We start from the raw sequence: 13,713 nt of genomic DNA, 5'->3' as shown, positions 1-13,713 counted from the left end.
CCACCTTCAGACTTCGTTAAGAAACGGCCTCGATACTTTCTCCCCATACCCAAGGGAGAACGTTGACCCATGCCCGATTCTGACTGGAACATCCATCTACCGCTGGCTTTCGGCAATGCCGGCCAGCCGGTTCGCCACTTGCACCGGGCTATGCCGGGAGAGCCCCGCCGGGATGAGTTCGAAGCCTTCATCCACCGACGTTTCCACCAGGCGCACGGCGCCGAGATTCGTCACTTCATGCCCGAACTGTTCGGGCTCGATGATGCTGACGGCAGGCTTTGCGCCGTGGCAGGCGTGCGTCTGGCCGCCCAGGGACCGCTGTTTCTCGAGCATTATCTGGACGATCCCATCGAGCCTTTGATCAAGGCCGATGCAGACTGCGCAGTGGATCGTGCCGGCATTGTCGAAGTTGGCAATCTGGCCGCCAGCGACACCGGCAGCGCTCGCCTGAGCATTATCGCGATCACCTATCTGTTGGCGATGGGCGGGCTGGAGTGGGTGGCGTTCACCGGCAATATCGGCCTGGTCAACAGTTTCCATCGCCTTGGCCTCAAGCCCGTGACCCTGTGTCCGGCCGACCCGCAGCGCCTGGGGGAAGACCGTCACCTCTGGGGCCGCTACTACGAGAGTCAGCCATGGGTTCATGTCGGCAACATCCGCGCCGGCTTCGTTCATCTGCGCGATGCCGGTCTGTTCGATCGCCTGGGTTTTTCACAGACCTACGGGGAGGCGTGCCATGTTGCCTGAAGTGGAGCGCTTCAAACTCACCCTGCGTGAGCATGCCCAACGCAAGGGCTACGCCGTGGCGCTGTGGGGCGATAACTTGCGGCTGGACTACGCCACGCTTTATTCCGAAGTGGTGTACCGCCAGCAACGCCTGCGCGATGAACACATAAAGGTTGTTGCCCTGGCCCTGGATAACGGTGTCGAAGCCATGCTTTGGGACCTGGCGGCTTTGTTCGAAGGTCTGGCTTGCGTCATCCTGCCGGGTTTTTTCAGTCCGGCTCAACGCTTGCACTGCCTGGAGCAGAGCCAGGCGCAGCGGGTGATTGCCGAGCCGGGACTGGCCGCCGAACTCCAGGCCGCCGGTTACCACTACAGCGGCGAGTTCTGGCAAAAAGATTACGCCGGACCGAGCCGCCTGCCGGCGGGCACCGCCAAGCTGACCTTTACCTCGGGCACCACCGGCACGCCAAAAGGTGTCTGCCTGAGTGCCGACAGCCTGCTGCGGGTCGCCCGTGAGCTGGAACAGGCCAGTCAGCCGGTCAACCCAAGGCATCACCTGGCGCTGCTACCCCTGGCGGTGCTACTGGAAAACCTCGGGTGCTACGCGGCGCTGTATGCCGGGGCGATGCTCAGCCTGCCTGGCCAGAAAACCCTTGGCATCCAGGGCGCCAGTGGCGTCGACCCGGCGCGCCTGTTGGCGTGCCTGACCGAGCGCAGGGCGCAGAGTCTGATCCTGGTTCCACAATTGCTGCTTATGCTGGTCACGGCCGCCGAGCAGAAAGCGTTCTACCCACACGCTTTGCGGTTCGCCGCCGTGGGCGGTGCGCGGGTATCCCATGATCTTCTGCAACGAGCCCAGCGTGCTGGCGTGCCGGTATTCGAAGGCTACGGGCTGTCGGAATGCGCTTCGGTGGTGTGCCTCAACCGCCCACAGGCCAACCGCGCCGGCAGTGTCGGTCAGCCGTTGCCCCATGTGCAGGTTCGTCTGGCCGAAGACGGCGAGGTCATGATCAAGGGCTCGACCTTGCTCGGATACCTGGGGGAGCCTCCGCCGCCCGACGACTGGTGGCCCAGCGGCGACTTGGGGGAGTTCGACGCCGACGGGTTCCTGTACCTGCGCGGGCGCAAGAAGCACCAATTCGTCACCAGCTTCGGTCGCAACGTTAACCCTGAATGGGTCGAAGCCGAACTTACCCAAGGCGGCACCATCAGTCAGGCCTTCGTCTATGGCGAAGCCTTGCCGCACAACCATGCATTGCTGTGGCCCACCCGCGCTGACTGCTCTGACCAAGCGCTGGAGCTGGCGGTGAGCAAGGCCAACGAGGCGTTGCCCGATTACGCGCAGGTCCATCACTGGACGCGACTGGCGCACCCCTTCACCGCAGCCAACGGCCTGCTCACCGCCAACGGCCGACCGCGCCGTGAAGCGATTGTCGAGCATTACCGCGGGTTGTTCAGCGAATCCATTCTGTCCGAGGAATATCCGTCATGAGTTTTTTCGACACCTTGCAAGAAGCCACCCATCAGGAACGTCAGACGCTGTTTAATCTGCCGATTATCCGTGACGCCCTCGACGGCCAGGTCAGCCTGGCCAGTTACCGGGCGTTTCTGATCCAGGCCTACTACCACGTGCGCCACACCGTACCGTTGATGATGGCTTGCGGTGCACGCCTGCCAGCGCACCTGGAATGGCTGCGCAAGGCCGTGTGCGAGTACATCGACGAGGAATACGGTCATGAGCAATGGGTGCTGGATGACATCGCCGTGTGTGGAGGCGACAAGGATGCGGTGCGTGATGGTCAGCCGTCGCTGCCTATCGAATTGATGGTCAGTTACCTGTATGACTTGATCGCCCGGGGCAATCCGGTGGGGCTGTTCGGCATGGTCAATGTGCTCGAGGGCACCAGCATCGCTCTGGCGACCCACGCCGCCGACGCCATTCGTGAACACCTGGAACTGCCGCCCACCGCTTTCAGTTACCTCAGCTCCCACGGCTCGCTGGATATCGAGCACATGCAGACCTATCGCGGCCTGATGAACAAGCTGGAGGATCCGGCCGACCAGGCGGCGGTGATCCACGCCTCCAAAGTGGTGTACACGCTCTACACCGAGATGTTCCGGGGCCTGCCCCGTGACAAGGGGGACCAGCATGCGCCTGTGTGACGCCCGGATCGTCTTGACCGGTGCCAGTGGCGGAATTGGCCTGGCCATCGCCCAGGCCCTATGCGCCAGTGGCGCTCGGGTGTTGGCCGTGGCCAGGCATCGCGAAGCGCTGGAACCCTTGATCGAACGCTACCCGCAGCAGTTGTACTGGGTTGGCGCAGACCTGACTGTGCCAGGTGATCGGCGCAAGGTGCTGGCCGCCGCCGAGGCCTTGGGCGGCATCAACCTGCTGATCAATGCCGCCGGTGTTAACCACTTTGCCATGCTCGAACAACTCGAGGACAGTGAGATCGACGCCATGCTGGCGTTGAACATCAGCGCGCCGATCTGTTTGAGCAAACTGTTGCTGCCACTGCTTAAACAGGCCGCCAGCGCCATGGTGGTCAATGTCGGCTCGACCTACGGCTCGATCGGCTACCCAGGCTACGCCAGTTACTGCGCCAGCAAGTTCGCCCTGCGCGGGTTCTCCGAAGCACTGCGCCGGGAATTGGCGGACACCCGTGTCGGCGTGCTCTACGTGGCGCCCCGGGCTACACGTACGTCGATGAACAGCCCAGCGGCCCAATCCCTCAACCAGGCGCTCAAGGCCAACGTCGATGATCCGCACGCGGTGGCCTCGGCGGTCATACATGCCATTACCGGCGACCGTCGCGAGCTGTATCTGGGCTGGCCCGAGCGTTTTTTCGTCGGTCTCAACAGCCTGCTGCCCAACCTGGTGGACCGTGGCCTGCGCAAGCAACTGCCACTGGTTCGCCGTCTGAGCCATAAACCTGAGAACGAGCACCTCAAACCATGAAAAAAATTCTGATCTGTTTACTGTTCGGCGCCCTGGCTCAAAGCGCCTGGGCCTTGGATGACGCCGACCAGCAGCGTCTCACAGGCATCCAGCAAAGCTGGGCGCATATTCAATATGAGTTGCCTGAGGGGCAGCGTGCCGATGCCTTTGAAAAACTCGCCGCCCAGGCTTCGGCGTTCAAGCAGCAACGCCAGTCAGTGGCCGAGGCCTGGATCTGGTCGGGCATTGTCAAAAGCAGTTGGGCAGGGGCCGCAGGCGGGATCGGTGCGCTGGGCAAGGTCAAGGACGCCAAGGCCGATCTGGAACAGGCCCTGGCCCTGGATCCCAAAGCCTTGCAAGGCTCGGCCTACACCAGCCTCGGCGCACTCTATGATCGGGTTCCCGGCTGGCCCTTGGGGTTTGGCGACTCGGACAAGGCCGAGCAACTGCTCCAGCAGGCGCTGCAACTGAACCCAAACGGCATTGACAGTCTGTACTTCTGGGGCGATCACCTCTACCGTCAGAAACGCTACGCTGAAGCCCGGGTTGCCCTGCAAAAAGCCTTGCAGGCAGCGCCACGGCCCGGCCGGGAAACCGCTGACGCGGGGCGCCGCAAGGAAATCGAAGCGTTGCTGGTGGATGTGAACAAAAAACTTGGCTGAGAGGAGTGTGCGTGCGCTTATTACTGATCGAGGATGACGTGGCCCTGGGCGAAGGCATCCATCAGGCCCTGAGCCGCGAAGGCTATACCGTAGACTGGTTGAAGGACGGGAGCAGCGCCTTGCACGCACTGCTCAGCGAAACCTTTGACCTGGCTGTGCTTGACCTGGGCCTGCCACGGATGGACGGCCTGCAGGTGTTGCGTCGCTTGCGTGACAGCGGTTCCAACCTGCCGGTGCTGATCCTCACCGCCCGGGACGCCACCGAAGATCGCATTGCCGGGCTCGATGCCGGGGCCGACGACTACTTGATCAAACCCTTCGATCTGGCGGAACTCAAGGCCCGGTTGCGGGCCTTGTTGCGCCGCAGCGCCGGTCGTGCCCAGGCGCTGATCGAGCATGCCGGCATCAGCCTCAATCCGGGGACCCAGCAGGTCAGCTATCAGGGCAACCCGGTGGCGTTGACGCCCAAGGAGTATCAGTTGCTCCATGAATTGCTGTCGCCGCCGGGCCGGGTCATGACGCGCGATCATCTGATGCAATTGCTTTACGGCTGGAACGAGGAGGCCGAGAGCAACACCCTGGAAGTGCATATTCACCACCTGCGCAAGAAATTTTCCACCGACCTGATCCGTACCATTCGTGGCGTCGGGTATCTGGTGGAGGAGCGCCGATGACTTCAATCCGGCGGCGCACCCTCACGCTGATCCTGGGGCTTTTGTTCGTTGGCCTGTTGATCATCACCGTATTCAATCTGCATGACAGCAACCACGAGATCGCTGAAGTCTACGATGCTCAATTGGCCCAGAACGCCCGGCTGTTGCAGGGTGTCATGCGCATGCCCATGGCCAGCAAGGAACATGCGCAGTTGTATCAGGCATTCAATTCGGCCTTGGCGTCGGCGGTTCCCAAAGTCGATGGACATCCCTATGAGAGCAAAATCGCCTTTCAGGTCTGGGATTCAAAAGGTGCGTTGCTGGTTCACACCTCCAGTGCACCGACATTCACCTCACCGCCGATTGCTCCTGGTTTCAGCGACGTGATAGACCAAAAGGACCGTATGTGGCGGGCGTTCGTACTGGATGATACACAGTACGGCCTGAAAATCTGGGTAGGGGAGCGTGATGATGTGCGGTCCGATCTGGTCGATCGTATTGTCCGTCACACGGTGGTGCCCAATCTGATCGGCAGCCTGATTCTGGCCGCCGTGATCTGGTTGGCCATCGGCTGGGGGCTCAAGCCTCTGGTCGACATGGCAGCCAAGTTGCGTGCGCGGCATCCGGGCTCACTGGAGCCTCTGCAATTGGTGCCGCTGCCCAGCGAACTGGAGCCCATGCAAGCGGCGCTCAATCGGGTGCTGGCGCAGATTCAGGAGTTGATGGGCCGTGAACGGCGTTTTATTGCCGACGCAGCCCATGAGATGCGAACCCCCCTGGCGGTGCTCAGGGTTCATGCGCAGAACCTGATGGAGGCGGGGAATGAGCAGAGCCGGCGTGAGTCCCTGCAACACCTGATCGTCGGAGTGGATCGCACCACGCGCCTGGTCAATCAGTTGCTCACCATGGCACGGCTTGAACCGCAAGCCGGCGTGCCTGCACCCGCCGTGATCGATCTGCCCGCCACGGTGCGTGAAAGTCTGGTTCAGATGACTCCCTGGTTGCTCAGCAAGGGGCTGGAGCTGGTCCTGGACGTCAGTGATGACATCGACCCGGTGAGGATTGATCCGGTGTCCATCGATATTGCCTTGAACAACCTGGTGACCAATGCGGCCAACTTTTCTCCCCCCAACGGCTTGATTACGGTGCGACTGGCCCGACAGGGAGATCATTACGAGCTGGCGGTCGAGGATCAGGGGCCAGGCATAGACGAGGCCGAACGGGACCGGCTTTTTGAACGCTTCTACAGCCGCGGCAACGACCAGGGTGCCGGGTTGGGCTTGACGATCGTGCGGACCATCGCCAATCGGCTTGGCGGGCAGGTTCGGTTGGAGAATCGCCCCGAGGGAGGTCTGCGCGCCACGTTGCAGATGGGCCGTCTTTAACCTTGCTCGTCGCGTGCCGGTAGTGTTTGGGCATCGGATGGACCGACGAGGAAAGCGGCAATTTCGTTGACCGTGCTGCGGGCCGTGCGTGTTACGCCGATCAGCGTAGCGGAGGCCGCACCGGTCCATTCGCCATAGCCGACCAGCCATAGCCTGGGCTCTTGAATCGAATGAGTCCCGTCAACGTCCACGCGTCCTTCAGCGTTGAGCACACCCAGTGGCTCCAGATGCTGCAGGGCGGGGCGGAAGCCGGTGCACCAGATCACCACGTCCACCGCAGACTCGCTCCCGTCGGTCCAGATTACGCCGTTGCGGGTGAAGCGTTCGAAAGGTCGGACTGATTTGAGCGCGTTGCGCGACCGGGCCTCGACAACGGGCGGTACCATGACGATGTCACCCAGCCCACCCACGGGCTGTTCGATGACGCGACCTTCCTGTTGCGCTTTCCAGCGCTGCGTGGCGCGCTCGAACAACACCTGCCCATCCACTTCATCAGGCAGGAACAGGGGTTCAACAGGTGTCACCCATGTGGTTTCGGCAACCCTGGAAACCTCGGCCAGAATCTGCGCCCCTGAATTGCCGCCACCGATGACCAGGAATTTTTTTCCGGTGAACGGCTGCGCTTGGAGGTAGTTTGCCGAGTGCAACTGTTGACCGGCGAATAATCCCTCGCCGGGGTAGTGGGGGATGAACGGGGTACTCCAGGTGCCGGTGGCGCTGACCACAACCTTGGCGTCCCAATGTCTATCGTGCGCCTTAATCCGCAACCCGGTTTCTGTACGCTCTACAGAAGTGACGCGCACGGGACGCACGATGGGCAATTGATAGCGCTGTTCGTACTGCTTGAGGTAGTCGATCACATGGTCGCGTGATGGGTAGCCCTCCTGCGTGGGCGGCATCATCCAGCCTGGGATCGAGCTCCAGGTGGCGGGGGAGAATAGACGCAAAGAATTCCAGCCATGGCGCCAGGCACCTCCTGGCCCTTGCTCGGCATCGAGAATGACGAACGAAAGTCGGGTGCGCCGCAGGAAATACGCCACTGCCAAGGCGGATTGGCCTCCACCGACAATCACCACGTCATATTGACTGGCAGTGGCAGGCGAATGAGTCATGACGGTGGTCTCCGATTGAGGTGGGAAAACAAGCCGGTGTAATGGCTGACAGTACCGTCATTTGCAGGCGCGGCAGCACCCGCCTCAGCAGCGTTTGCAGGTCCTGATGCCCAGTAATGTATAGACCGGGCAGAAACGGAAGATCCCCGTCGCCAGTGGCACCAGGCCGATCCAGCCCCACAAGCCGATCACGCCGCTCAGGCTGAGGGCAATGAGGACAAGTCCCGCGGCAATACGCAAGCTACGGTCGATGGTTCCGATATTGGCTTTCATGACGATCTCCCGATCAGTGAGTGCGCCGGTTCTCCAGCGCGGTGAACAACAACATGCCAGCCAGCATGGCCGCCATGAATACGATGATTTGCCAGTGCCCGGTGAGCAGGATCGCCACGGCGGGCCCCGGACAGATACCGGCTATCCCCCAACCGATGCCAAACAGCAGGCTGCCGCCGATCAAGCGTGGGTCCAGCTCACGCTTGACCGGCAATTGCATCGGGTTTCCCAGCATCGAACGGGGCTGGCGGCGGGCCCAGGTCAGTGGGCCGATCGCGACACCAATCGCTGCGAGCATGACCAGGGCCAGGGAGGGGTCCCAAGTGCCGGTCACATCCAGGAACGCCAAGACTTTGCTCGGATTGGCCATGCCCGCCAGGAGCAGACCGAAGCCGAACACCAGACCGGCCATGAATGCAGTCAGTTTGAGCATGTTCAACCCTCCAGCACATGACGCAGGACAAAGACCGTGGCGAAACCGCTGAACATGAAACATGCCGTGGCGATCATCGAACGCAGTGAAAGGCGCGACAGGCCACATACGCCGTGGCCGCTGGTACAGCCCGATCCGTAGCGGGTGCCGATGCCCACCAGCAGGCCGGCGACGCTGAGGCCGAGCCAGCCGCTCTGAAACTCGATCTGCGGCAACGCGGTGAACAGGCCCCATACCAGCGGGGCAACGAGCAGCCCCAACAGAAACAGCGCTTTCTCGCTAACCCCCTCGCTACCACGCTGCAGCAGGCTGCCGAGTAAACCGCTGATGCCGGCGATACGCCCATTGGCGACAACGAAAAGGCTGGCAGCCAAACCAATCAACGCACCGCCGGCAAGGGCTGACCAGGGCGTGAAGTTGAGCCAGTCAATGTTCATGAGATTTCTCCGATACAAACCACGTTGAGACTCCATGAGGCGATTAACCCAAGGCTTTTACAACCAATGCCAGGGCCACCAGCGCAGCCAGAATGGCGAAGCCTTTTTGCAGATAGGGCTCCGGCAGTCGGGCGGCGAGCAAGCGGCCGCCGGTCATTCCCAACAATGCGCCAAGGGTAAAAGGTACGGCAATCGCCCATTGCAAATGACCCGCCGCCGAGCTCGCCACCACGCCGGAAATTGAAACCAGGGCAATGACCGTCAGAGACGTGGCGAGCACCGATTGGGTGGTCAGATTGGTGTAGCGCTGGAGTGCCGGGACCATGACAAAACCGCCGCCCACACCCAGCAGGCCGGACAGCGCGCCGGCGACCATGCCGGAGACCGTCAGCGCCCAGGCACAGGGTGCGGTCCAATGGAGCTTGCCGCGGTTTTCGTCCAGTACACAAGGCGGGGGTTTGCGCTTCGACGTGGCTTTGCAATCGGCGCGCGAGGGCAGTGACTTTTGAAAGGCCCGGAAGGCCACGTACATCAATAGAAGGGCAAACAGTAGCGCCAAAGGACGGTTGGGCGTGCGCTGAGCCAGCCAGATCCCCAGTGGAGAGCAGATGATGCCCGCGCCTGCGGTCAGCAGCGCAGCCTTATAGCGTACGGTGCCGTTTCTAAGGCCCATCACCGCACCCAGGGACGCGGCCAAACCCACCGCCATCAAGCCAATGGGCCCGGCTTCGGCCATGCTCAGGCCCGCGCCGAAGACCAGCAGGGGAACCGCCAGGATTCCTCCGCCAGCGCCGGTCAGCGCCAGAATCACACCCACGGTCAGGCCGAGCAGCAAGATGATGATCATCCCTCTCTCCTTGCCTTGAGGTCTGGTTTCATAGATCCGCCAACTCCGGTTTAGCCAGCCACTCATGTCCCTTGAGCATGCCCTTCCAATACAACGGAGGGAGAATCCGCTCCTTGAGTAGCCAGGCCAGCCGCGATGGCCGGGTACCGTCAATCAGCCAGGACGGGAAGCTGGGGGCGACGGTGCCGCCATAGGTGAACTCCGCCAGGACGATCTTGCCCCGTTCGACTGTCAGCGGACAGGAGCCGTAACCGTCGTAATGAGCGTTGCCCTTGGCTTTGCCCATGGCTGCCAGCACGTTATGGGCGACCACGGGCGCCTGCTTGCGCGCGGCCGCGGCGGTCTTGGCATTGCTGGAGTTGGTGGCGTCGCCCAGTGCGTGAATATTCGCCCAGGTTTTATGGCGCAGCGTGTCGGGGTCGACATCAATCCAGCCAGCGGCATCGGCGAGGGGGCTGACGCGGATAAAGTCTGGTGCAACCTGTGGGGGCACCACATGCAGCAGGTCGAAGTCACGCGTGACAAGCTGGCGTGTGCCATCAGGCTGGGCGCAACTGAAGGTGGCGGTTCGCGCGGGACCGTCAACGCTCGTCAGCGTGCTGCCGAAGTTCAGGTCGATGCCATAGGCGCGGATGTACTCCATCAGGGCCGGCACGTAATCGGGCACGCCGAACAGCACAGCTGCGGCACTGCAGAAATCGATCTTGATGTTGCCGAGTACCCCTTCACGCCGCCAGTGGTCGGCAGAGAGATACATGGCTTTTTGCGGCGCCCCGGCACATTTGATCGGCATCGGCGGTTGCGTGAAGATGGCCCGGCCACCGCGCAGTTGCTGCACGCACTCCCAGGTATAGGGGGCGAGGTGATACAGGTAGTTGGATGTAACGCCGTTGCGACCCAATGTCTGCGGCAGACCTTCAATGGCATTCCAGTTGAGTTTCAGGCCAGGGCATACGATCAGTTGTTGATACTTGACGACTCTGCACCCATCGAGAATGAGCGCATCTTTCTCGGGTTCAAAAGCGGCCACGGCGGCTTTGATCCAGTGCACGCCGCGAGGAATGGTCGAGCCCATCGTATGGGCGGTCCGGGGGGCATCGAAGACACCGCAACCGACCAGCGTCCAGCCGGGCTGGTAATAATGCACATCTGCCGGGTCAATGATGGCGATGTCGAGCCCCGGTTCCCTGGCCAATAAGCTGGATGCCGCCGCAATGCCCGCTGCGCCGCCCCCGATAATGACCACCGCATGTTCGGCCTCGGCCACTTCGATCGGGGTCTGCCCCTTGTTTGCAATCCGGCGGATAACGCCTTTCATGTCAAACCCGGCATCTTTGGCTGTTTCGACGATCTGCGGCAGAGGAAGTAGGTTCGCTTGTGACAGCGCCCACATCGTTGTCGAACGCATGCCGGAGCGGCAATACGCCAACACCGGTTTTGGCAGCGATTCAAATAGCCGGCCGAAGGCAACGCCTTGTTCGTCGGTGACCTTGCCCGATTCCGCAGGCAGATAGTGAGCTTCAATGCCCATCGCTTCAGCCGCGCGCTTGATTTCGGCAAACAAGGGTTGATCGCTGCCTTCGCCATCCGGGCGATTACACACGATGGCGCGAAAGCCGGTGTTTTTCAGTTCCGTCAATTGATCGGGGAAAATCTGCTCCGATACCGCTAAGCCTGGCGCAAGGTGGCGGATGTCCATGGTGGTCTCCGTGATGGGATTTTCTTATAGGGGGAGGGGACGTCAGAGCACGTTGAGCGGGATCTTCAGATAGCGTGTGCCGTTCGATTCCGGCTCAGGAAAGTGTCCGGCGCGCATGTTCACCTGAACCGATGGCAGGATCAGCGTCGGCATTTCCAACGTGCTGTCACGCTTGGTGCGCATGGCCACGAACTCTTCTTCACTGATGCCGTTGCGCACATGGATATTGTCGGCGCGCTGCTCGGCAACGGTACTGGCGAACAGTACCTCGCGGCCGTCGGGCTGGTAGTCGTGGCACATGTACAGCACCGTATCGGCCGGCAGGCTCAGTACCTTGTTGATGGACCGGAACAAGGTGCGGGCATCGCCACCAGGAAAATCACAGCGCGCCGTACCGTAGTCGGGCATGAACAGGGTGTCGCCGACGAATGCCACCGTTTGCCTGGCGTCGCTGACGACGTACGTCATGCAGGCGGGTGTATGGCCCGGCGTATGCAGTGCGCGGCATTGCAGCGAACCAATGGAGAACGTGTATTCATTGACGAACAGATGATCGAACTGACTTCCATCCTGGGCCATGTCATCACCGGTATTGAACAGCGTGCCAAAGGCTTGCTGCACGGTGGTGATGCGACTGCCGATGCCGATCTTGCCTCCCAGCTTTTCTTTGAGGTAAGGCGCTGCCGTGAGGTGGTCGGCGTGGACATGGGTTTCAAGAATCCATTGAACCTTGGCGTCCAGCTCGGCCACCCTGGCGATCAACGTGTCGGCAGACGTCGTCGTGGTATGGCCGGACTTGGGATCGTAATCCAGTACGCTGTCCACGAGTGCGCAGTGGCGGGTCGCCTGATCAAGCACGATATAACTGACAGTATGAGTATCGGGATCGAAAAATCCTTCGACGTGCAGTGTAGCGGTCATGATCGGTCTCCTGGTCTTGTTGCCGACTGGTTTAACCTGACATAGCAATAAGTCTGCCATGGACCGAGTGAGCGAAAAATCAAAACTATCTATCTGAATTTGTTGTGTTTATTTTTGTAGGTTGGATGCGGCATTTTCACGCACACGAATAAACAACTGCCATTGGCAGTGTTTGTTGGCATAGTGGCAGTGTCGCTTGCGTCCGGATGAATCCACAGGAACCCCGATGAGCACTATCCTGCCAACCCCGAACAATTCGATCCCCCCGCCGGACCAGGTGCAGTCTCTGGTTTCGTTTCTCGAGCACGAGCCGCAGCCGATGATCGTGCTGGACCCGGACTACAACATTCTGGCGGCGAACACCGCCTATCGGCGCCAGTTCGGCAGTGCCGATCAACCGTTTATTGGTCATAAGTGCTATCGGATTTCCCACCATTACGATGTGCCTTGCGATCAGGCGGGGGAGAACTGCCCGATGAAGAAGGCCAGGGAAATGCGCGGCCCGGACCGGGTCCTGCACATTCACCACACCCCCCGCGGGCCTGAACATGTCGACGTGGAACTGCGGCCGATCCTCAATGACCATGGCGACATAACCGCGTATGTGGAGCGCCTTACCCTGGTACGCAGCGCCTCAGCACGGCCCAGCAACGAGGGCCTGGTGGGCAGCTCTCCGGCGTTCAACCGTGCACTGTCGGAACTGCAGCGGGTCGCGCCGTCCATGTTGCCGGTGCTGCTGTTGGGAGAGTCCGGTACGGGCAAGGAACTGTTTGCCCGTGCGGTCCATGAAACCAGCGAGCGGGCCAACGGGCCCTTTGTGGTAGTGGACTGTTCCGGGTTGACTGAAACGCTGTTTGAGAGCGAACTGTTCGGCCACGAGAAAGGCGCGTTCACCGGGGCCACCCTGCGCAAGCAGGGCCTGGTCGAAACAGCCCAGGGCGGTACGCTGTTTCTTGATGAAATCGGCGACGTTCCCCTGGCCATGCAGGTGAAACTGCTCAGGCTGATTGAATCGGGAACCTATCGCCGTGTTGGCGGCGTGGAAACCTTGCATGCCGATTTCCGATTGGTTGCCGCCACCCATAAGCCCTTGGAACAGATGATGGCCCAGGGTGAGTTCAGGCAAGACCTGTACTACCGCATCAGCGTATTTCCCATTCATTTACCGCCTCTGCGCAATCGCATGGAGGACATCGCGCTGCTGGTCAATTCGTTATTGCAACGTTCCGGTACGGGCAAGCGCCGGCTGACCATCGACGCCGATGCCTTGATGCAACTGCAGCGATACTCCTGGCCGGGCAATATCCGCGAGCTTCGTAATGTGCTGGAAAGAGCCAGCCTGTTTGCCGATGACGGGGTCATTCATTCCGTGCATTTACCCCAGGTCCCCGATGCGACAGCCCAACGACTGGCTAACCCGGCTGGTGCTGATGGCCACTCGTTGGCCCAGATCCTGTCTGCGTTCAAAGGGACCCGCAGTGAGCTGGCCCGGCACTTGGGTATCAGCGAACGGACTTTGTACCGGCGCTTGAAAGAGCAGGGTTTGGCCTGATCAGCCGCGATGACACCTGACTGCCAATCACTGCCGTCATGGCAGATTGGCAGCCTCTGAGGTTGGCGCAAAATC

General features: G+C 61.1%; 15 protein-coding genes. 8 read left to right on the top strand and 7 right to left on the bottom strand.

The window, feature by feature from the left end; all coding sequences use genetic code 11:
• Positions 1-69: 69 nt before the first annotated feature.
• From AC3I65_RS14585 to AC3I65_RS14555, 7 genes are read left to right on the top strand one after another with little or no spacing between them, the layout of a single operon-like run.
• Entirely contained in the window at positions 70-747 is a 678-nt protein-coding gene (locus AC3I65_RS14585) for a thermostable hemolysin (protein WP_047225650.1), read from the top strand.
• Positions 737-2,218, top strand: coding sequence for an AMP-binding protein (locus tag AC3I65_RS14580; RefSeq protein WP_488523921.1), 1,482 nt, complete (start codon positions 737-739; stop codon positions 2,216-2,218). Before AC3I65_RS14585 ends, AC3I65_RS14580 begins: the two co-directional genes overlap by 11 nt.
• A complete protein-coding gene (locus AC3I65_RS14575) occupies positions 2,215-2,889 on the top strand; it encodes an iron-containing redox enzyme family protein (protein WP_076384308.1) in 675 nt (224 codons plus the stop codon). Before AC3I65_RS14580 ends, AC3I65_RS14575 begins: the two co-directional genes overlap by 4 nt.
• A complete protein-coding gene (locus tag AC3I65_RS14570) occupies positions 2,876-3,685 on the top strand; it encodes an SDR family oxidoreductase (RefSeq protein WP_488523920.1) in 810 nt (269 codons plus the stop codon). Before AC3I65_RS14575 ends, AC3I65_RS14570 begins: the two co-directional genes overlap by 14 nt.
• Entirely contained in the window at positions 3,682-4,326 is a 645-nt protein-coding gene (locus AC3I65_RS14565) for a tetratricopeptide repeat protein (protein ID WP_076384310.1), read from the top strand. Before AC3I65_RS14570 ends, AC3I65_RS14565 begins: the two co-directional genes overlap by 4 nt.
• Positions 4,327-4,337: 11 nt before the next feature.
• Positions 4,338-5,000, top strand: a complete 663-nt coding sequence (locus AC3I65_RS14560; RefSeq protein ID WP_047225655.1) for a response regulator — start codon at positions 4,338-4,340, stop codon at positions 4,998-5,000.
• Positions 4,997-6,364 (top strand): sensor histidine kinase, encoded by a 1,368-nt coding sequence (locus tag AC3I65_RS14555; RefSeq protein ID WP_047225656.1) that lies wholly within the window; start codon positions 4,997-4,999, stop codon positions 6,362-6,364. Before AC3I65_RS14560 ends, AC3I65_RS14555 begins: the two co-directional genes overlap by 4 nt.
• Here the strand turns inward: AC3I65_RS14555 and AC3I65_RS14550 are convergent.
• From AC3I65_RS14550 to AC3I65_RS14520, 7 genes are all read right to left on the bottom strand, one after another.
• Positions 6,361-7,476, bottom strand: a complete 1,116-nt coding sequence (locus tag AC3I65_RS14550) for an ArsO family NAD(P)H-dependent flavin-containing monooxygenase (protein WP_488523919.1) — start codon at positions 7,474-7,476, stop codon at positions 6,361-6,363. The two genes, AC3I65_RS14555 and AC3I65_RS14550, sit on opposite strands and share 4 nt — an antisense overlap.
• Positions 7,477-7,560: 84 nt before the next feature.
• The gene (locus tag AC3I65_RS14545) at positions 7,561-7,749 is read right to left on the bottom strand and encodes a YgaP family membrane protein (protein ID WP_047225658.1); all 189 of its coding nucleotides are present in this window, start codon (positions 7,747-7,749) and stop codon (positions 7,561-7,563) included.
• A gap of 13 nt (positions 7,750-7,762) precedes the next feature.
• Positions 7,763-8,182: a DUF6691 family protein gene (locus AC3I65_RS14540; protein ID WP_160892186.1), complete on the bottom strand. Its 420-nt coding sequence runs from the start codon at positions 8,180-8,182 to the stop codon at positions 7,763-7,765.
• 2 nt (positions 8,183-8,184) lie between these two features.
• Positions 8,185-8,619 (bottom strand): YeeE/YedE family protein, encoded by a 435-nt coding sequence (locus AC3I65_RS14535; protein ID WP_488523918.1) that lies wholly within the window; start codon positions 8,617-8,619, stop codon positions 8,185-8,187.
• Positions 8,620-8,662: 43 nt separating this feature from the next.
• Entirely contained in the window at positions 8,663-9,466 is an 804-nt protein-coding gene (locus AC3I65_RS14530; RefSeq protein WP_076384314.1) for a sulfite exporter TauE/SafE family protein, read from the bottom strand.
• A gap of 28 nt (positions 9,467-9,494) precedes the next feature.
• Positions 9,495-11,165 carry a bifunctional protein tyrosine phosphatase family protein/NAD(P)/FAD-dependent oxidoreductase gene (locus AC3I65_RS14525; protein ID WP_488523917.1) on the bottom strand — a complete coding sequence of 557 codons (1,671 nt, stop codon included), beginning with the start codon at positions 11,163-11,165 and terminating at the stop codon, positions 9,495-9,497.
• 42 nt (positions 11,166-11,207) lie between these two features.
• A complete protein-coding gene (locus AC3I65_RS14520) occupies positions 11,208-12,086 on the bottom strand; it encodes an MBL fold metallo-hydrolase (RefSeq protein ID WP_339488304.1) in 879 nt (292 codons plus the stop codon).
• Between the two features lie 226 nt (positions 12,087-12,312).
• On the opposite strand from AC3I65_RS14520, the gene AC3I65_RS14515 reads away from it, so the two are divergent.
• Positions 12,313-13,638, top strand: a complete 1,326-nt coding sequence (locus tag AC3I65_RS14515) for a sigma-54 interaction domain-containing protein (protein WP_139049885.1) — start codon at positions 12,313-12,315, stop codon at positions 13,636-13,638.
• The last annotated feature ends 75 nt before the right edge of the window (positions 13,639-13,713 follow it).

It is taken from the genome of Pseudomonas sp. N-1-13 (genome assembly GCF_057787095.1).
The sequence above is the reverse complement of the archived record's forward strand: the minus strand, read 5'-3'. Positions and strand labels throughout refer to the sequence as shown.